Annotated in this window: 18 protein-coding genes; 7 read left to right on the forward strand and 11 right to left on the reverse strand. The window is 72.5% G+C overall.

Features of this window, described 5'->3' with window-relative positions:
- Positions 1–125 precede the first annotated feature (125 nt).
- Positions 126–1226, reverse strand: a complete 1101-nt coding sequence (locus ABD993_RS07865; RefSeq protein ID WP_345414226.1) for a peptidoglycan recognition protein family protein — start codon at positions 1224–1226, stop codon at positions 126–128.
- A gap of 197 nt (positions 1227–1423) precedes the next feature.
- Between ABD993_RS07865 and ABD993_RS07870 the strand changes: the two genes are divergently transcribed.
- Positions 1424–3253, forward strand: coding sequence for an acyl-CoA dehydrogenase (locus ABD993_RS07870; RefSeq protein ID WP_345414228.1), 1830 nt, complete (start codon positions 1424–1426; stop codon positions 3251–3253).
- Between the two features lie 142 nt (positions 3254–3395).
- Positions 3396–4853: an MFS transporter gene (locus ABD993_RS07875; RefSeq protein ID WP_345414230.1), complete on the forward strand. Its 1458-nt coding sequence runs from the start codon at positions 3396–3398 to the stop codon at positions 4851–4853.
- A 17-nt stretch (positions 4854–4870) separates the two neighbouring features.
- Here the strand turns inward: ABD993_RS07875 and ABD993_RS07880 are convergent, their stop codons facing one another.
- The 5 genes from ABD993_RS07880 to ABD993_RS07900 form a co-directional block, all read right to left on the reverse strand.
- Positions 4871–5296, reverse strand: a complete 426-nt coding sequence (locus ABD993_RS07880; protein ID WP_345414232.1) for a CBS domain-containing protein — start codon at positions 5294–5296, stop codon at positions 4871–4873.
- Between the two features lie 75 nt (positions 5297–5371).
- Positions 5372–8014, reverse strand: coding sequence for a VanW family protein (locus ABD993_RS07885; protein ID WP_345414234.1), 2643 nt, complete (start codon positions 8012–8014; stop codon positions 5372–5374).
- 34 nt (positions 8015–8048) lie between these two features.
- Positions 8049–8369, reverse strand: a complete 321-nt coding sequence (locus tag ABD993_RS07890) for a GroES family chaperonin (protein ID WP_345414236.1) — start codon at positions 8367–8369, stop codon at positions 8049–8051.
- A gap of 194 nt (positions 8370–8563) precedes the next feature.
- Positions 8564–9754, reverse strand: coding sequence for an AAA family ATPase (locus ABD993_RS07895; RefSeq protein ID WP_345414238.1), 1191 nt, complete (start codon positions 9752–9754; stop codon positions 8564–8566).
- 92 nt (positions 9755–9846) lie between these two features.
- The gene (locus tag ABD993_RS07900) at positions 9847–10680 is read right to left on the reverse strand and encodes a DUF1206 domain-containing protein (protein ID WP_345414239.1); all 834 of its coding nucleotides are present in this window, start codon (positions 10678–10680) and stop codon (positions 9847–9849) included.
- A gap of 87 nt (positions 10681–10767) precedes the next feature.
- Between ABD993_RS07900 and ABD993_RS07905 the strand changes: the two genes are divergently transcribed.
- Positions 10768–11385, forward strand: coding sequence for an SIMPL domain-containing protein (locus tag ABD993_RS07905; RefSeq protein ID WP_345414241.1), 618 nt, complete (start codon positions 10768–10770; stop codon positions 11383–11385).
- Positions 11386–11508: 123 nt separating this feature from the next.
- Positions 11509–11721 (forward strand): hypothetical protein, encoded by a 213-nt coding sequence (locus ABD993_RS07910; RefSeq protein WP_345414243.1) that lies wholly within the window; start codon positions 11509–11511, stop codon positions 11719–11721.
- 5 nt (positions 11722–11726) lie between these two features.
- On the opposite strand, the gene ABD993_RS07915 is transcribed toward ABD993_RS07910, so the two are convergent.
- The 5 genes from ABD993_RS07915 to ABD993_RS07935 form a co-directional block, all read right to left on the reverse strand.
- Positions 11727–12203: an FxsA family protein gene (locus ABD993_RS07915; protein WP_345414245.1), complete on the reverse strand. Its 477-nt coding sequence runs from the start codon at positions 12201–12203 to the stop codon at positions 11727–11729.
- A 38-nt stretch (positions 12204–12241) separates the two neighbouring features.
- A complete protein-coding gene (locus tag ABD993_RS07920; RefSeq protein WP_345414247.1) occupies positions 12242–13729 on the reverse strand; it encodes a dihydrolipoamide acetyltransferase family protein in 1488 nt (495 codons plus the stop codon).
- A 2-nt stretch (positions 13730–13731) separates the two neighbouring features.
- Positions 13732–14703: an alpha-ketoacid dehydrogenase subunit beta gene (locus ABD993_RS07925; RefSeq protein WP_345414249.1), complete on the reverse strand. Its 972-nt coding sequence runs from the start codon at positions 14701–14703 to the stop codon at positions 13732–13734.
- A gap of 1 nt (position 14704) precedes the next feature.
- Positions 14705–15889 (reverse strand): thiamine pyrophosphate-dependent dehydrogenase E1 component subunit alpha, encoded by a 1185-nt coding sequence (locus ABD993_RS07930; RefSeq protein WP_345414251.1) that lies wholly within the window; start codon positions 15887–15889, stop codon positions 14705–14707.
- 293 nt (positions 15890–16182) lie between these two features.
- Positions 16183–16425, reverse strand: coding sequence for an antitoxin (locus tag ABD993_RS07935; RefSeq protein WP_345414252.1), 243 nt, complete (start codon positions 16423–16425; stop codon positions 16183–16185).
- Between the two features lie 196 nt (positions 16426–16621).
- On the opposite strand from ABD993_RS07935, the gene ABD993_RS07940 reads away from it, so the two are divergent.
- Genes ABD993_RS07940 through ABD993_RS07950 form a run of 3 tightly spaced genes read left to right on the forward strand, consistent with a single transcriptional unit; the run spans position 16622 to position 19182 of the window.
- Positions 16622–17530: an ABC transporter substrate-binding protein gene (locus ABD993_RS07940; RefSeq protein WP_345414253.1), complete on the forward strand. Its 909-nt coding sequence runs from the start codon at positions 16622–16624 to the stop codon at positions 17528–17530.
- Positions 17531–18424, forward strand: coding sequence for an amino acid ABC transporter permease (locus ABD993_RS07945; RefSeq protein WP_345414255.1), 894 nt, complete (start codon positions 17531–17533; stop codon positions 18422–18424). It begins immediately after the preceding gene.
- Positions 18421–19182 (forward strand): amino acid ABC transporter ATP-binding protein, encoded by a 762-nt coding sequence (locus ABD993_RS07950; RefSeq protein WP_345414257.1) that lies wholly within the window; start codon positions 18421–18423, stop codon positions 19180–19182. The genes ABD993_RS07945 and ABD993_RS07950 overlap by 4 nt, the downstream gene beginning before the upstream one ends.
- Positions 19183–19219: the final 37 nt, after the last annotated feature.

Below are 19219 nucleotides of genomic sequence, written 5' to 3' on the forward strand. Positions count from 1 at the left end.
ACCGGAAAGAGTGACGAGCTCGAGATGGCACGTTTCGTGCTCTCCGCGCGGTGAAGGCAGCGCTGAGCGCACGCAATCGCCGATCTCGCCGCGCTCACAGCACGAAACGTGCGGACGAGCAGGGTTCAGCGGGGTGGGCCCTCGGGGTCGACGCTCGTGTCCGCGGGAGCGCCCGCGGTGCCCAGGAGGCGTTGCCAGGCTCGCGCGTCCACCGTGTCCGGGAGCGCCTCCGTGTTCCCCGCGGCCAGGCTGTCGACGGCGCGGTCCGCGTCCGCGCTCTCACCGCGCTGCACGGTGCGGGCCAGGACCGGCCAGGACTCGCCGCCGAGGATGCCGTTGGGGTCCTCCGCGCCGGTCGCGACCTGGAACTCGGTGAGGGCGGCTGCGGTCGCGGGGGTGAAGCGGCCGTCGGTCTTCACCGCGACCCCGGCGTCTCGCAGCAGGTACTGCGCGGCCAGCACCTGTTCGCCGCTGTCCCCCTGGCGGAGCAGTGGCCAGCTCGCCTTCTCGGCCGAGCCCTCGAGCCGCTGGTTCAGCGCGTCCGCGACCTCGGACCGCAGCCGCGGCAGCATGCCGTAGAGCCGGTCGCCCGGGCAGATCGTGTTCTTGAAGTCGCGGTGCCCGTACAGCTCGGTCGGCGCGATCCCGTACTGCGCGCAGATGTACGCGCAGGTCGCCCGCAGCGAGTCCCACAGCGCACCGGGCGGGTCCTGGTCGATGTAGGTGCCCTCGTTCTCGATCCCGACGGCGACGACGTTCTGCCCCGTGCAGTGCGCGCCCTCGACCTGCTGCCGCCCGGCCCGCAGCACCTCCAGCGACCGGTGCCTGCCCTCCAGCACGAACCCGCCGCGGGAGATCGTGAAGTGCTGCCCGGTGTCCAGCCAGCCGCGGGCGTCCATGTGGAAGTTCTGGATCGAGCGCGCCACGCGGTCGGCGGCGGCCCGGTCGGTCTCCGGCACGTTCGCCGACGCCGTGTGGTGCACCAGGATCTTCACCGGCCGCTGGTTCCACACCGGGACGATGTCGCTGTTCGGGCGGGCCCCCCAGCCCGCACAGTCCACGATGTCCGGCCCGCCCTCGAGCGCCGTCGTGCCCGCGGTCCGGCGGCCCGCGTTCGCCGCCGCGTCCCGGCCCGCCCCCGCGCCGGGCCGGGCGAACGCGGTCCCCGCCCCGGCCAGCAACGAGCCCGCCGCGATCCCGCCGATCACGAACCCTCGCCGCGTCACGTCCGGTCGACGCATGGTGGCCCCCCACTCGTCCGGATCACCCGGGCGGATTCACACGAGTCACTTCCGACCCGCACAACCCTCTCGCCACACACGCTCCGTGCACAACATCTGAACCCGATCGAATGAGGTGGTTGCCGAAGTTACCGACGAGTAATATCCTCGTCCTACCGGTGAGTAGGGAAGGAGAACCGCCCATGGGCCACTACAAGAGCAACGTCCGTGACCTCGAGTTCAACCTGTTCGAGGTGTTCTCCGTCCAGGAGAAGCTGGGGCGCGGGGTGTTCGAGGGCGTCGACCTCGACACCGCGAAGGGCATCCTCGCCGAGCTGAACACCCTCTCCACGGGCCCGCTCGCGGAGTCCTTCGTCGACTCCGACCGCAACCCGCCGGTGTTCGATCCGACCACCCACTCGGCCACGCTGCCGCAGGCCTTCAAGGACTCCTACAAGGCCCTGTGGGACGGCGAGTGGTACCGCCTGTCCCTGCCCGTCGAGCTGGGCGGCTTCGGCGTGCCCCCGTCGGTGCAGTGGGCCGCGTCCGAGCTGATCCTCGGCGCCAACCCCGCGCTGTACATGTACATGGCGGGCCCGAACTTCGCCGCGATCGTGCACCAGAACGGCACCCCGGAGCAGCAGCGCTGGGCCGAGATGATGATCGACAAGGGCTGGGGCGCCACGATGGTGCTCACCGAGCCGGACGCCGGGTCGGACGTCGGCGCGGGCCGCACCAAGGCGGTCCTGCAGGAGGACGGGTCCTGGCACCTGGACGGCGTGAAGCGCTTCATCACCTCCGGCGACCAGGACATGACCGAGAACATCATGCACCTGGTGCTCGCCCGCCCCGAGGCACCCGGCGTGGAGCCGCGGCCCGGCACCAAGGGCCTGTCGCTGTTCCTGGTCCCGAAGTTCCACTTCGACTCCGAGACCGGCGCGCTGGGCGAGCGCAACGGCGCCTTCGTCACGAACGTCGAGCACAAGATGGGGCTCAAGGTCTCCACGACCTGCGAGCTGACCTTCGGCGCCCACGGCGTCCCGGCCAAGGGCTGGCTGCTCGGCGAGGTGCACGACGGCATCGCGCAGATGTTCCAGGTCATCGAGTACGCCCGGATGATGGTCGGCACCAAGGCGATCGCCACCCTGTCCACCGGCTACCTCAACGCGCTGGAGTACGCCAAGCAGCGCGTGCAGGGCGCGGACCTGACCCGGCAGACGGACAAGACCGCGCCGCGCGTCACGATCACCCACCACCCGGACGTCCGCCGCTCGCTGATGCTGCAGAAGGCCTACACCGAGGGCCTGCGCGCGCTGTACCTCTACACCGGGACCGTGCAGGACAGCATCCGCGAGGGTGGGGACGCGAAGGCGGAGGCGATCAACGACCTGCTGCTGCCGATCGTCAAGGGCGTGGGGTCGGAGCGGGCCTCGGAGCAGCTGATCCAGTCGCTGCAGACCCTCGGCGGCTCCGGCTTCCTGCAGGACTACCCGATCGAGCAGTACATCCGGGACTCGAAGATCGACTCGCTCTACGAGGGCACCACCGCGATCCAGTCGCTGGACCTGCTCTTCCGCAAGATCGTGCGGAACAACGGCGCCGCGCTGATGACCGTCGCCGGGGAGATCCAGCAGTTCCTGGAGAACGAGACCGGCAACGGCCGCCTCAAGGAGGAGCGCGCGTCCCTCGCCACCGCGCTCGCCGCGGTCCAGGGCATGCTCGGTTCGCTGACCGGCTACCTGGTCGCGTCCCAGCAGGACGCGACCGAGCTCTACAAGGTCGGGCAGCACAGCGTCCGGTTCCTGATGGCTGTCGGCGACCTGCTCATCGGGTGGCTGCTGCTGCGACAGGCGGACGTCGCGCAGACCGCGCTCGCCGGCGAGGTGAGCGCCAAGGACAAGGCCTTCTACGAGGGCAAGGTCGGCGTCGCCCGGTTCTTCGCCCGCGAGGTCCTGCCCCGGCTGACCGCCGACAAGGCGGTCGTCGAGGCGGCGGACAACGCGCTCATGGAGCTGGACGAGGCCTCCTTCTAGGAGCCGACCGCGACCGCGCCCCCGCCCACTCCGGTGAGCGGGGGCGTTTCGCATCGGTCACACCGAGGCGTGGTTCGTCGGGTTCGGACTGTATGGTTGCCATCAACAACGATTGTGTATGGCAACTGAATGAGGGTTCTCCGTGTCCGTCACCCTGCCCGGCACGACGACGCTGCCCGAGGCGCCCACCCGGCGTCCGGGCCGGGCTCTCGTCACCGTCCTGGCGACCGCGGGCATCGTGGTGGCGACGCAGCAGACCCTGGTCATCCCCCTCGTCCCGCAGCTCCCAGCCCTGCTCGGGGTGTCCGCGGCGGACGCCTCCTGGGCCGTCACGGCCACGCTGCTCGCCGGTGCTGTCGCCACACCCACGGTGGGCAGGCTCGCGGACATGTTCGGCAAGCGCCGGATGCTGATGCTCTGCCTGGCCATGGTGACCATCGGGTCCACGGTCGCCGCGCTCAGCACCGGGCTGGGCGGCCTGATCGTGGGTCGCGCGCTGCAGGGGCTCGGGGTCGGCGTCATCCCGCTCGGGATCAGCCTGATGCGCGACCACCTCCCGCTCTCCCGGCTCCCCGGGGCCACGGCGTCGATGAGCGCCTCACTGGGCGTCGGGGGCGCCTTCGGGCTGCCGCTCGCGGCGCTGATCATCGAGCACGTCTCGTGGCACGCGGTCTTCTGGGTGTCGGCGGGGCTGGCCGTGATCGTGGCCGGGCTGGTGCTCCGCTTCGTGCCCGAGTCGCCCGCGCCGGGCGGCCGGTTCGACCTGGTCGGCGCCGTCGTGCTGGCGGCGGCGCTGCTCGCCCTGCTCCTCGGGCTCACCAAGGCGGGCAGCTGGGGCTGGACGGACCCGCTGACCCTCGGCCTGTTCGGCACCGCCGCCGTCCTGCTGCCCGCGTGGGCGGTGTGGGAGCTGAGATCCGCCCATCCGCTGGTGGACCTGCGGATCTCCCGACGCCGACAGGTCCTGCTGACCAACTCCGCGTCGCTGGTGTTCGGGTTCGGCATGCTCACCAGCTCGCTGGTGTTCCCCCAGCTCGTCCAGCTGCCTGCCGCCAGCGGCTACGGGTTCGGCAGGTCGATCCTGGTCGCGGGTCTGGTGCAGGCCCCCGGCGGGCTGGCGATGATGGCCATGTCACCGGTCTCGGCGCGGCTCACCGGTCGGTTCGGCGCACGGGTCACCCTCATGGCCGGAGCCGCGACCGTGGCGCTGGGCTACGCGTTCGGTGCGACGCTGCACTCCGAGATCTGGCACGTCCTGGTCGCCGTGCTCGTGGTGACCTCGGGGATCGGGCTGGCCTACGGCGCGATCCCGTCACTGATCATGGCCGCCGTGCCGCTGGGCCAGACCGCCGCCGCGAACAGCTTCAACAACCTCTCCCGCGCCATCGGCACCTCGACCGCCAGCGCGGCGGTGGGCGTGATCCTCGCCCAGCTGACCATGACCACGGGCGGCCACACCTACCCGGCCGAGTCCGCGTTCACGATCGCCCTCGCGCTCGGGGCGCTGGGCGCGGCCGGTGCCCTGGCCATCGCCTTCTTCCTGCCGCGACACCGCGCCGCCGGCGCTCGTGCGCGGTCGGTGGTGCTCCAGCACCGCTGACCGCGCACCACCGCGGGTCACTGCGCGATGTAGCTCTCGAGCTGCTGGCGTTCGGACTCGAGCATGTCGATGCGGGCCTTGACGAGGTCGCCGATGCTCACGATCCCGGCCAGCCTGCCGTCGACCAGCACCGGGAGATGGCGGACGCGTCGGGTCGTCATGACCCGGGCGAGATCGGCCGCGCTGTCGTTCGGGGTACAGGTGGCGAGGTCCGTCGTCATGATCTCCTCGACGGTCGCGAACAACAGGTCCGCGCCTCGCTCGTGCAGTCTCCGCACGACGTCCCGCTCGGACACCATGCCGATCAGCATCCCGGCCCGCACCACCGGCAGCGCGCCGTAGTTCCCCTGGGCCAGTCTGCCGAGCAGATCACCCACCGTGGCCTCCGGTTCCACCGTCGCCACGGTGTCGCCCTTGCTGCGCAGCACGTCCGCGATCCGCATACCGACTCCCCGATCGTCGACTACGTTGTCGCCGTCGAGAGTAAGCAGCGTGACCCCGGTCACGCCATGGCTGGATCAGCCACAGACCACGATGGGGGAGGGGTTGTAGCGGACGGTGCGCGTCTTGCGGGTGACCTCACCGGTCTCGATGTTGCGCATCACCCGGGTGTCGGTGGCGGTGAAGCCCGGCGCACCCTTGCTCGCCGTGCACCCCGGACCCGCGGGCAGGTTGATCGTCTGCGGGTCCGTCGGGTTGGTGCGCGGGCCGGGCTCCGACGTGACCTCGTAGCGCTTGGTGCCGAACATCTTGACCGTGAGGCTCGACGGCGTCCAGAAGGTCTGGATGAGCACGCCGGTGGGGCCGTCGTTGCGGAACTTGAGGTCGATGATGTCGTCGAACACCGTGGCCTCGCGGGCGGCCGGGTAGCGGCTGATGTAGAAGCTGTGCTCCTTGTGCTCCACGTCCACCATGCCCGCGAAGTACGCGGCGTTGTACAGCGTGGTCGCGACCTGTGAGACGCCGCCGCCGATGCCGCGCGCCGAGTGCCCGTTCTCGATGATCCCGGCCTCGACGTAGCCGTTCGCCGCGTTCCGTGGGTTGGTCAGCGCGTTGAGGCTGAAGGTCTCGCCCGGCCCGACGATCGTGCCGTTGACCTGCTCGGCCGCCCGCTTGATGTTCCGCCCGGAGTCCGCGGCGAAGCCACCGGTGGTGAAGGTGCTGATCTCACCGGTGATGCCCAGCGCGCCCAGCTGCTCGGTCGTCAGCTTGGCGGGCTGGTCGGCGTAGACGGCGGTCAGCGTGCGCGGGCCCGGCGCGGTCAGCACCGGCACCAGGCCCTGGAAGGTCTTGTCGTAGTCGACGCCGCGGCCGTCCTGCGAGGGGACGACGACGGGGGCGCCGGAGGAGAAGTCCAGCGACGCGTCCCGGCCGGGCTTCTCGGAGGAGGCCAGCTGCGGGGTCGCGACCTCCTTCAGCGCCTCGTTGTTGACCTCCGGGACCAGCGTGGGGTTGGCCGCGGCGTCCGCGCGGAAGGTCAGTGCCGTGGCGATGTCCGCCGGGGCCAGGGTCGCCGTGGCGCCCTCGCCCTGGATCGTCACCGGCGCCGAGACGGCCGGCGTGGCGACGGACCGCAGGGCCTGCTGGACGTCCTCGTCGGTCGTGATCGTGGGCTGCGGGATCAGCGGCAGCGCGACGGGCGCGCCCGCGGCCCAGTCCCGCTCCAGCACGTCGGCCGCGGCCTGCAGGTCCAGCTGCTGGCCGGGGACGGGCGGGACGGCGACGGGCGTGGTGCCCTCGAACTTGACCGTGCCCTCCACCGGAGGCTTGTCGACGACCGGCTTGACCTGCTCCAGCGCCGTGAGCACCGAGCGCTCGTCCGCGGTGTTGACCACGCCGACCTCCCGCTCGGTGAAGAACGAGGTGATCCGGGTGATCGGGTTCAGCGGCTGCTCGCCCGCCTGGTCGACGGTCGCCCGGTAGTCGACGACCAGGCCCGCGGTCCGCGGGTCGATCTGGCTCTGCACCTCACCGGCCGTGACCTGCACGGGCCGGGTCGCGCGGGGCTCGATCTCGGCCCGGAGCCGCTCGGTGGCCGCGGCCTTGGACAGCCCGCCGAGCTGCATCCCGGCCACGGTGACGCCCCGCGGGACATTGCCGGTGGAGAGCACGAGGTCGGCGACGTAGAGCACGGCGAGCAGCGCGACGACGCCCGCGACGATCAGCAGTGGCCGTCGCCTCCCCCGCTTCCCGCCCTCCGACCCGGACGGGTCGGCCGGGCGCTGCGGGGGGACGGGCGGGACGGCGCCCCGGGTGACGGGGATCTGCTCCGTCGGGGGGTCGGCGGGGCCGCCGAGGCGGTCGGTGGGCTGGTCGGGGGCGGCGGCCTGCGCCGCGGCCGCGCGCGGGATCACCTGGGTGTCCTCGGCGGACCAGGCGCCCGCGTCGTGGACGACCGTGGGCTCGTCGCCCACCGGGGCCTCGGTGGTGGCCGTGCCGAGGGCCGGCGTGCCGGTGGCACCGGCGGCCTCCCCGGACGGCGCGCTCTCGTCCGCGGTGGGGGCCTCGGCCGCGGTGGTGGCGTCCTCGGCGCCGGACGCGCCCGGCTCGGCAGGCTCCGGCGGGGCCGGCGGGGCCGGTGAGACGGAGGTGGTCGGGGCGTCCGCCGCGGCGGGGCTCTCGTCCCCCTCCCGCGCCTGCGGCGCGACGGGCTCGTCCGCCGCGGGCGGGGCGGTGGCGGGCGGAGTGGTGGCGGGCGGAGTGGTGGCGGGCGGAGTGGTGGCGGGCGGAGTGGTGGCGGGCTCGTCCGCCGCGGGCGGGGCGGTGGCGGGCGGGGCGGTGGCGGGCGGGGCGGTGGCGGGCGGGGCGGTGGCGGTCGGGGCCTCGGCCGGCGCCGCGGTGTCGGTCGCGGAGACCGAGCGCGGTGTCGGAGAGGGCTTCGCCGGGGCACCGGAGGCGGGCATCGCCGTGGTCGCCTCGACGTCCGGGGGAGTCGCGGTGTCCGTGGCGGGCGCGCCGTTCGACCCCGACTCGGACACCGGCCGCGCGGTCTCGGCGGGTTCGGGTGCCACGGCGGGCGCGAAGAGCGCGTCCCCCCGGGGGCTGTCCGTGCGTCGGGCCGAGCCGTCGGTCACCGTGGCGCCCGATCCCTCCGGGCGTCGCTCGTCGACCTCGCCGGGCGTGTGCTGCCGCTCGGGCATGTAGCCGTGTTCCTTCCCCACTGTCCCCACCGCTGTCCGCCGTCCCCCCGGACGACTAGAGGTACAACCCGGTCCCGTGGTCCGGCCCCGCCGTGGCGACCGCGTGCAGGTCCCGCTCACGCATGACGAGGTAGGTCGCTCCCTGGACCTCGACCTCGTACTGGTCGTCCGGGGCGAACAGGACCCGGTCGCCGGGCTTCACGCTGCGGACGTGCTGGCCGGTCCCGCAGACCTCACCCCACACGAGCCGCTTCGCGACCTGGGCCGTCGCCGGGATGACGATCCCGGACGAGCTCCGCCGTTCGCCGCCGTCCTCGACGATCTTGATCATGACGCGGTCGTGCAGCATCTGGATCTCGAACTTCGGGTCCGGCACCCGGAGGATGCTACGGGCTGCGGGTCGACGGTCACCCGGCGGTGTCGGCCCGCGTACGCCTCGGAAAGAGAGAGCCCCGCGGAGCTGCCAGGTCGGGGGTCCGACAGCGCCGCGGGGCTACACCAGGATTCGCCCGACCCTCACCCCGCGTTACAACCCGGTCGAGGAATCCGGCTGTTCACCCGGACGGAGCATCAGGTGGAGGTCAACAGGTATCTCCCGAAGTGCGGCACGGTGAACGCGATCTGGCCCCGCTGCGCGGAGAAGACCAGCCCCTTCTTCAGCAGACTGTCCCGAGCGGGGGACAGCGAGGAGGGCTTGCGCCCGAGGTGGTGCGCCAACGAGGAGGTCACGACGGGCTCGTCCCCGCCCTCCGCGACCTCGGCCATCGCGCGCAGGTACTCGCGCTCGGCGGGGGTGGCCCGCTCGAACCGCGACCCGAAGAACCCCACGGCGAGCTCGGCCTCGGCCTCGGGCGCCGCCAGCGCGACGTCCTCGCCCCGGATCGGGTTCGTCGGCGCGGCGTCCCAGGAGGCCTTCCCGTAGGCCTGGACGAAGTACGGGTAGCCGCCCGAGCGCTCGTAGAGCTGCTCGAGGGCGTCCTCGGCGAACTGGGCGTCCTCGCGCTCGGCCGGGGCGATCAGGGCGAAGTCCGCGTCCTTGCGATCCAGCTTGTCGATCCGCGCGTACTTGAACAGCCGCTCCGAGTAGGACTTCGACGCCGAGAGCACGGCGGGCAGGTGCGGCAGGCCCGCGCCGACCACGACCAGTGGCATCCGGGACTGCGAGAGCTCGTGGCAGGCCGCGCAGAGGGCGGAGACGTCGTCCGGGCGCAGGTCCTGCATCTCGTCGATCAGGATGGCGATGCCGGTGGCGACCTCGCTCGCCAGCTCTGCGACCTCGGTGAACAGCTCCACCAGGTCGATCTCGATGTCCCCGGAGTCCGCCCGCCCGTTCTTCACGGGCACGTCGATGCCGGGCTGCCAGCGCTCCCGCAGCCGCGCGCCGTCGGGCGACGCGCGCAGGGCGAAGGCCTTGAGCACGCCGAGCACCTCGTCGACGCGCTCCTGCCGCGGGTGCTGCACGGCCAGGTCCCGGATCGCGCGGTGCAGGGCCGCGGCGAGGGGGCGGCGCAGGTCCGCGTCCGGGCGGGCCTCGATCTTCCCGGACCCCCAGCCCGCCCGGACGGCCATCGAGCGCAGCTCCCCGAGCATCACCGTCTTCCCGACTCCACGCAGCCCGGTCAGCACCAGGCTCCGCTCCGGCCGCCCCCGCGCGACCCGCTCGAGCACGATCTCGAACGCGTCGATCTCGCGATCCCGCCCCGCCAGCTCGGGTGGCCGCTGACCTGCGCCGGGGGCGAACGGATTGCGCACCGGATCCATGCATCGCACGGTATCGCCGAGTCTCGCCGCAACCGTAGATTTCGCTATCGACCCCTAGCGCGTGTCGCGCCGCCGAACCTGCGCCTGCAGGGTCAGGCTCGGCGCAGGGCGGCGTCGGCCACGCAGTAGAGGCCGAAGGCGCCGAAGCCCAGGGCCACCACGACCAGCAGCGACATCCCGAGGGGGGTGTCGCCGAGGGCGTGCAGGGCGGCGTCGAGCCCACCGGCCCGTTCGGGGTCCGCCGCGACCGCCGCCGTCACCACCAGCACCCCGACGACGGCCAGCGCGAGCGCCCGCGCCAGGTGCCCCACCGCCCCGACGATCTCGATGCCGCGCCGCGTGGACGCCGACACCCGGCGCAGGTCCAGGTCGCCCATGAACGTCCGTCGCACGCCGGTGTAGGTCATCATCACCGCGACGACGCCGATCCCCAGCCCGCCGGCCAGCACCAGCAGCCGACCCGCGGGCAGCGCCAGCACGTCGGCGACGAGGTCCCGGGCGCCGCGGTCGCCCGAGCTGCCGCCGGTGCGCAGGAACACCACGGTGACCGCGGCCAGGCCGAGCATCGCGATCGCCTTCGACACCGCGCCCACCCGCTTGCGCACCCGCTCGCCGCCGGACACCCAGCGGAAGCCGAGCCACGCCGCCGTCAGCTGCCAGACGGCGAAGGCCACCAGCCCCAGCGCGACGACGACCAGCCCGACGGCCCCCGCCCCCGTCGCGGCGATCTCCGCGACGGCGCCCTGGGCGTCCGCCGGGCCCTCCGGGAGGCCGACCGCGATCCGCACCGCGAGCCACGCGAGGACCAGGTGGACCAGGCCGTACGCCAGCAGCCCGATCCGGCCGAGGGTGTCGACGGCGGCACCGGGGGCGTCCGACCGGCCCTCGCGGACGGACCGGCGGAGGCGCCGCAGGGGAGTGGGCACGGACGCACCGTAACGATCGGGGTGTATCTCGCCGTCTCGGAGGGATCCGATACTCCCGGATACGCCCCGATCTGGAACTCTCGTCACGTGAGCGAGATCGTGACCGAGGGCAGCGGATGGGTCGAGCGGACGGCCGACCGAGCGGATCTGACCGTGGTGTTCGAAGCGCGCGGCAGGCGCCGGGCCGCGGCGGTGGAGGCGTTGGGCGCGCAGGTCGCGCGGGGTGAGAAGGGGCTGGGCCTGACGGGTGTCGAGGTCCTGTCCCGACGGGTGTCCGTGCACACGGAGTACCGCTCCGGGAAGCCGCAGGGCTGCCGGGCCGCGGAGTTCGTCCAGGTACGGGTGCATGATCTCGACGTCCTGGAGGAGGCGATGTCGCTACTCCTCGGGGCCGAGCCCGCCTCGTTCCAGGGCCCGAACTGGTCGTTGGCCGAGCCCGAGGCCATCGCCGCGCAGGCCCAGGAGAAGGCGGTGGCGGACGCCCGGCGCCGCGCGGAGGGCTACGCCGCCGCGCTCGGCGGCAGGCTCGGCTCCCTGGTCAGGCTGAGTGAGGCGGACGAGCGCGGGGGCGCGGTGCCCATGATGGCCATGCGGGCGCGGGGGATGGCCGAGGGCGGACCGGACGTCGGCGACCTCGGCCTGGACCCCGAACCGGTACGCGTGACCGCCCGTTGCACCACCACGTGGACGTTGATCTCGGACTGATCTCGGCTTTTCGGCGCACATTCGTCGTTCTGAAGAGTGAATCGTCGTCTACGACTGGCATTGTTTCGCGGTGTCCCCCGACACTCGTTTGGAGTAGTCACTGACTGCGATAAGGGGGACACCGTGAGTTCTCGAACCGGAAGGCACCGCCTGACGCGCCGCAGCCGTCAGGAACTGCGTCTGCGCCCGAGCCGACGGCGCCGCGGCGGGATCCGGGCGACCGCCCGAGCCCTGCTCTCCGTGGCCACCGGCCTACTGCTCACCGGCGGCGGCGCCGCGATCCTGCACAACACCGACGGCTCACCGGTGACGGTGGCCTTCATCGGCGAGGACTGAGCCGACTAGCGCTCCTCGACGACGGTCCCCTCGATGACGAGGGGAGCACCGGTCCGGCCCGGCTGCGGGTCGGGCTCGACCACCTCGGCGTCCACGATCGGGCCCTCGCTGCGGATCCGCGCGGTCCGCAGCAACGGGTTCTGCTCCTCCGCCGAGCGCACGAGGCGCCTGCGCACGAGCGCCCGCGTGGGCGGCAGCAGGAGCAGCAGCCCGAGCAGGTCGGTGACCAGGCCCGGGACGAACAGCAACAGGCCGCCCGCGGCGACCAGCATCCCGTCCGTGACCTCCGCCGTGGCGACCCGACGGCTGCGTGCGGCCTCGGCGACCGCCCGTGCGGCACGGATGCCCTCGTGCATGGCCAGCATCAGGCCCAGCACGGAGCCCGCGAGCAGGATCAGGACGGTCCACCCGAACCCGATCCACGAGCCCAGCGCGACCACGGCGACGACTTCGACGACCAGGTACAGGAGCACGAACGGCATACCCCTCCAACGGACGGGACCGCCGTTTTGCTCCCGGCTCACCAGAGCATCGCGGTGGCGGGGTCCTCCAGCAGCGCGCCGATGTCCGCCAGGAAGCGGGAGCCCTGCTCCCCGTCCACCAGGCGGTGGTCGAACGACAGCGCCAGCCGGCACACCGTCCGCACCGCGAGCTCCCCGTCCACCACCCACGGCGCCTGCTTGATGGAGCCGACGGCCAGGATCGCCGCCTCGCCCGGGTTCAGGATCGGCGTGCCCGTGTCCACGCCGAACACACCGACGTTGGTGATCGTGATCGTGCCGCCCGCCAGGTCCGCGGGTGAGGTCTTCCCCGCCCGCGCGGTCTCGGTGAGAGTGGCCAGCGCCGCGGCGAGTCCGCGCAGGTCCAGGGTGTCCGCGTCCCGGATCTTCGGCACGAGCAGCCCGCGCGGGGTGGCCGCGGCGATGCCGAGCTGCACCCGGTCGTAGTAGACGATCTCACCGGCGGGCTCGTCCCAGCTCGCGTTGACGGCCGGGGTGCGGCGGGCGGCCAGGCAGACCGCCTTCGCGACGAAGGCGAGCGGCGTCAGCTTGACGTCCGCGTACGCACGGGACCCCTTCAACCGGTCCCGCAACGCCATGGTCTCCGTGACGTCCACGGTGAGGAACTCGGTGACGTGCGGCGCGGTGAAGGCGGACTGCACCATCGCCGCCGCGGTGGCCTTGCGGACCCCGCGGATCTGTTCCCGCCGCTCACCCCCGACGCCCGTGGCCGTCCGGGGCACCTCGACCGGCGGCGCCTCCGGCAGTGACTCCTCGGGCAGTGCGGCGGGGGGTGCGGCGGGGGGTGCGGCAGGGGTGGCCGCGGCCGTGTGCACGTCCTCGCGCGTGATCACCCCACCCGGCCCCGAGCCCGTCACCGCCCGCAGGTCCACCCCGAGGTCCTTGGCCAGCTTGCGCACCGGGGGCTTCGCGAGCGGCACCAGCGAGCCGCCCGCTGCGGGCCCCGGACGCGGCGCCTCGACGGGGGCCACCTCCGCGCTCGCCTGCACGGCGGCCTGCGCGCCCGCGGGCGCCGCGGCGGCGGGCCGAGCAGCGGCGGTGGTCGGCGCGGCGGACTGAGCAGCGGGCGCGCCGCCCCCACGCCCGTGCCGCGGCCGGCGGGTGGCCGCGCCGGGGGCGGCGAGATAGCCGACGAGGGTGGCGATCCGCCCGTCCGCGCCGGCCTCGCCGATCTTCGCGCCCCCGTCCTCAGTGGGCGCAGCGGGCGCAGCGGGTGCAGCGGGGGTGGGCTCGGCGGCGGGCGCGGAGGTGCCGGTCTCGATCGAGATGATCGGCGTGCCCACCGCGACCGTCTCGCCGGGCTCGACCAGCAGCGAGCCCACCGTCCCCGCGTACGGCGACGGCAGCTCCACCACCGCCTTGGCGGTCTCGATCTCCAGCAGGATCTGGTTCACCGTGACCGTGTCCCCGGGCGCGACCTGCCAGGCGACGATCTCGGCCTCGGTGAGCCCCTCACCCACATCCGGGAGGGCGAACAACTCGCTCATGATCAGTACTCCAGCACGCGGTCGACGCCGTCGAGCACGCGGTCGAGGTCCGGCAGGAAGTGCTCCTCCAGCCGCGACGGCGGGTAGGGGGTGTCGAAGCCGGTCACCCGCAGCACCGGAGCCTCCAGGGAGTGGAAGCACGCCTCCTGCACCCGCGCGGCGACCTCGGAGGTCACCGACGACTCGGGCGGGGCCTCGGACACCACGACCAACCGCCCGGTCCGACGCACCGAGTCGAACACCGGACCGAGGTCCAGTGGGGACAGCGAGCGCAGGTCGATCACCTCGAGCGAGCGCCCCTCCGACTCGGCGGCCGAGGCGGCGTCCAGACAGGTCTTCACGAGCGGCCCGTAGCAGGCGACCGTCACGTCGGTCCCGGCCCGGACGACCCGCGAGGCGTACAGCGGCGCCGGAGCCGAGTCGCCCACGGTGCCCTTCTCCCAGTACCGCCGCTTCGGCTCGAAGAAGATCACCGGATCGTCCGAGGCGACGGCCTGACGGATCATCCAGTGGGCGTCGTCCGGATTCGAACAGGCGACCACGCGAAGCCCCGCGACGTGCGCGAACAGCGACTCGGGGGACTCGCTGTGGTGCTCGACCGCCCCGATCCCGCCGCCGAACGGGATCCGCACGACCACCGGCATGGGCACCTTGCCCTGCGACCGGAACCGCACCTTGGCCAGCTGGGAGACGATCTGGTCGTAGCCGGGGAAGACGAACCCGTCGAACTGGATCTCGCACACCGGCCGGAAGCCGCGGATCGCCAGCCCCACCGCGGTGCCGATGATCCCGCTCTCGGACAGCGGGGTGTCCAGCACGCGCTGGTCGCCGAAGTCCTTGGCCAACCCGTCGGTGACCCGGAAGACCCCGCCCAGCTTGCCGACGTCCTCCCCCATCACCAGGACCTTCGGGTCCTCCTCCATCGCAGCGCGCAGCCCGGAGTTCAGCGCCTTGGCGAGCGTCATCGTCGTCATCTCACGCCTCCGATCCGAAGGACGCGTGGTACTCGAGGTACGCCGCCTGCTGCGCCTCCAGCTGGGGCGAGAGCTCCGCGTAGACCTCGGAGAACATCCGCTCCGGACCCGGCGTGGGCATCGCCAGGCAGAAGGACCGGAAGCGGGCGGCCAGCTCGTCCGACTCCTGCTGCACCGACTCGAAGAACCCCGGCTCGACGCCGAGCTCTCGGACCAGGTGCACCCGCACCCGTTCGATCGGGTCCTTCAGCTTCCACAGCTCCAGCTCGTCCGCGAGTCGGTACCGCGACGGATCGTCCGACGTCGTGTGGGCGTCCATCCGGTACGTGTACGCCTCGATCAGCACCGGCCCGTTGCCCGTGCGGCACTCCTCGAGGGCCCAGCGGGACACGGCCAGGCAGGCGAGCACGTCGTTGCCGTCCACCCGGACGCCGGGGAAGCCGTAGCCGCGGGCCCGCTGGTAGAGCGGCACGCGGGTCTGGCGCTCCAGGGGCACCGAGATCGCCCACTGGTTGTTCTGGCAGTAGAAGACGACGGGCGCGTCGTACGCAGCGGCCCAGACGAAGCCCTCGTGGACGTCCCCCTGCGAGGTGGCGCCGTCCCCGAAGAAGCACATCGTGGCCTCGGCGTCCTCCCCGTCACCGACCTTGCCCTCGAACTTCTGGCCCATCGCGTAGCCTGCGGCGTTGAGGCACTGATTGCCGATGACGATCGTGTAGAGGTGGAACCGGGCCTCGATGGGGTCCCAGGAGCCGTGGTCGGTGCCCCGGAAGATGCCCAGCAGGTCCGTGGGGTCGATGCCGCGGGCCCACGCCACTCCGTGCTCGCGGTAGCTCGGGAACGCCATGTCCCGCGCGGCCAACGCCCGCCCGGCCCCGATCTGGGCGGCCTCCTGGCCGAGCAGCGGGACCCAGATGCCGAGCTGGCCCTGGCGCTGCAGCGCGTTGCCCTCCCGGTCGAACCGGCGGACCAGGACCATGTCCCGGTAGTAGCCCTTGAGCTCCTCGACGCCGACGTCCGCCGCCCAGCCGCCGAACCGCTCGTCCGGCACCCGCACGCCCTCGGGGGTGAGCAGCTGGACCAGCTCGGCGCCGCCCTCGTCCAGGCCCTTCAGGCCGGACAGGACGTGCTCGCGGGTCGGAACCGACCGGGGATCGGTGGGGACCCAACTCTGTGGACTGGACACCCAGACCTCCTCGTGCTCGCTCGGCACAGGGGTGGCGTGCCGATCGACGCCCGCGACGGCCCACTCGGGTGGGTGGCCCGCCCTGCACCGGGCGTCTTCGCTCCCGCCGATAGTGGCACGGGACACGTCCGGGCGGGGACCGTGCGGGACCACACGATCGACGCGTCGGTTCTGCGGGCGGCAACACGATCATTCGGCGTCCGATGCTCGGAGCGCCGACCTGCGGACCACCGACCTCGCGACGGACGACGGGCCCGGCCCCCGCGTGGGGGACCGGGCCCGGGCCGGGTTCGTCAGTAGCCGCGGTTCGGGGCGGTCGGCGGCTCGCCGTAGCCCCGCCGGATGCCCGCGGCGTTCTTCGCCTTGTCCGTGGCGCCCTTGATCTGGCCCGAGTACTTGCCCTTCGTCTGCTTGTCGACGAACCCGGCCGCCTGGTCCAGATACTTCGCCGCCTGGTCCGGGTTCTTCTGCGCGTAGCGGCGCGCGGCCTCGGCCGCACCCGCCAGCACGGCCAGCTTCTTGAACATGCCCGCCATCTCGCGTTCCCTTCGTCAGGCTGTCGTCCCGTCAACGCACGGGGGATGTGTCCTGGTTCCCCGGCGGTTGGTGAGCCAACCATGTGACTGTCGCGTAACGGGCATCCGTTCCAGGATGTCGAGGTCGCACGGGGATGGCAGCATCCCGGAATCCGCGCCACCGCGCGGCGCTCGAGTAGTCCAGGAGGTACCGCACGTGTCCGTCCGAACCCGATCGATCCCCGCGGCACTGGCGGCCGCCACCCTCGCCGTCGTGCTGGCAGGCTGCGGCGCGGGTGGCGACGGCTCCGGTGGTGCCGCCGGGCCCAGCGCCTCGGCCGTGCCCGCCCCCACCAAGGACGACGCGCTCGCCGCCATGGTCCCGGCGGCCGTCTCCGCGGACGGCAAGCTCGTCTTCGGCACGGACGCCTCGTACCCGCCGAACGAGTTCACCGACACCGACGGCACCACCGTCATCGGCATGGACGTGGACCTGGGCACCGCGGTCGCGCAGAAGCTCGGGCTCACCGCGCAGTTCGAGAACAGCCAGTTCTCCGGGATCATCCCGGGCATCGACGGCGCCCGCTACGAGGCGGGCATCTCCTCGTTCTCCATCACCCCGGAGCGCACCGCGACCGTCGACATGGTCAGCTACTTCACCGCCGGGACCAGCCTCGCGGTCAAGGCGGGCAACCCGGACGGGCTCGATCCCGAGCGGCTCTGCGGCCGCGCGATCGGCGTGCAGGCCGGCACCACGCAGGCGGACGAGATCACCCAGCGCCAGGCGGACTGCGCGGCGCAGGGCCAGCCGCCGATCCAGGTGACCGAGCTCCAGCAGCAGACGGACGTCACGCTCGCGCTGACCTCGAACCGCATCGTCGGGATGCTGGCGGACTCTCCGGTCGCGGCGTACGCGGTGACCACGACCTCGAATGCCGTCGAAGTCGTGGGCGACCCCTACGACACCGCCCCGTACGGCGTGGTGATCAAGAAGAACTCGGGGCAGTTCGCGCAGGCCGTGCAGGGCGCGATCCAGTCGCTGATCGCGGACGGCACCTACAAGTCCATCCTCGACAAGTGGAACGTGGCCAACGGCGCCATCCCCACCTCGCAGATCAACGCGTAGATGCCGGAACGTCCCCCACCGCTGAACGCCGTCCCGGTCCGGCACCCGGGCCGGTGGGTCGCCGTCGCCGTGCTGGCGGTGCTCGCCGCCATGCTGGTGCACAGCGTGCTGACCAACGACGGGTTCCGCTGGCCCGTCGTCGGGCAGTACCTGTTCTCCGGCCCGGTGCTCAACGGGCTCAAGAACACGCTGCTGCTCACGGTCCTGTCCATGGTGATCGGCATCGTCGGCGGGATCCTGCTCGCGATCATGCGGCTGTCGCCCAACCCCATCCTGAGCTGGGTGGCGGCGCTCTACATCTGGGTGTTCCGCGGCACCCCGCTGATCGCGCAGCTGCTGTTCTGGAACTTCCTCTCCGCGCTGTACCCCCGGCTCTCGCTGGGGGTCCCGTTCGGCCCGGAGCTCGTCTCGTTCGACACCAACGTGCTGATCAACCAGTTCGCGGCCTGCCTGCTCGGGCTGGGGCTCAACGAGGCCGCGTACATGGCGGAGATCGTCCGCGGCGGCATCGCGTCCGTGGACCACGGGCAGACCGAGGCGGCGGGCGCGCTGGGCATGTCCCGGGCGCAGACGCTGCGCCGGATCGTGCTGCCGCAGGCCATGCGGGTGATCATCCCGCCCACCGGCAACGAGACGATCTCCATGCTCAAGACGTCCTCGCTGGTCGTGGTGATCGGCTACTTCGAGCTGCTCACCTCCGTGCAGCGGATCTACTCGACGAACTTCCAGACGATCCCGCTGCTCATCGTGGCCGCGCTCTGGTACCTGGCGCTGACCTCGGTGCTGTCGGTGGGGCAGGGCTTCATCGAGCGGCGGTACGGGCGCGGCCTGGCGACCGGGCCGCCGGGTCCGTCCCTGCTGGGCTTCCTGCGACGGGAGAAGGCGACGACATGACGCCGATGGTCGAGGCCCTGGCCATCCACAAGCGCTTCGGCAGCACCGAGGTGTTGCGCGGAGTGGACCTGGTCGTGGGGCCCGGGGCGGTGAGCTGCGTGATCGGGCCGTCCGGCTCGGGCAAGTCCACGCTGCTGCGCTGCATCAACCACCTCGAGCGGATCGACTCCGGCAGCCTGCGGGTCGATGGGCACCTGGTCGGCTACCGGGAGCGCGGCGGGAAGCTCTACGAGATGCGCGAGAGCGAGGTCGCGCAGCAGCGTCGGGACATCGGCATGGTGTTCCAGCGGTTCAACCTGTTCCCGCACAAGACGGCGCTGGAGAACGTCATGGAGGCGCCGCTGGTCGTCCGGCGGCACGCCCGCGGCAAGGCGCGGGACCGGGCGGTCGAGCTGCTGGACCGGGTGGGGCTGGCGGACCGGCGGGACAACTATCCCGCCCAGCTCTCCGGCGGGCAGCAGCAGCGGGTGGCCATCGCCCGGGCGCTGGCCATGGACCCGCGCCTGATGCTGTTCGACGAGCCCACCTCGGCGCTGGACCCCGAGCTCGTCGGCGAGGTGCTCGACGTGATGCGCGGGCTCGCGCGGGAGGGCATGACCATGGTCGTGGTCACCCACGAGATGGGCTTCGCCCGCGAGGTCGGGGACGACCTGGTGTTCATGGACGAGGGCGTGATCGTGGAGCAGGGCGACCCGCGCGAGGTGCTCGCGGCGCCGCGGCACGAGCGGACGAAGGCGTTCCTGTCGAAGGTGCTGTGAACCGGCCGAAACGGACATGACACGATCGGGTCCGTGC

This window comes from Pseudonocardia xishanensis (assembly GCF_039541715.1).
GTDB classification, from domain to species: domain Bacteria; phylum Actinomycetota; class Actinomycetes; order Mycobacteriales; family Pseudonocardiaceae; genus Pseudonocardia; species Pseudonocardia xishanensis.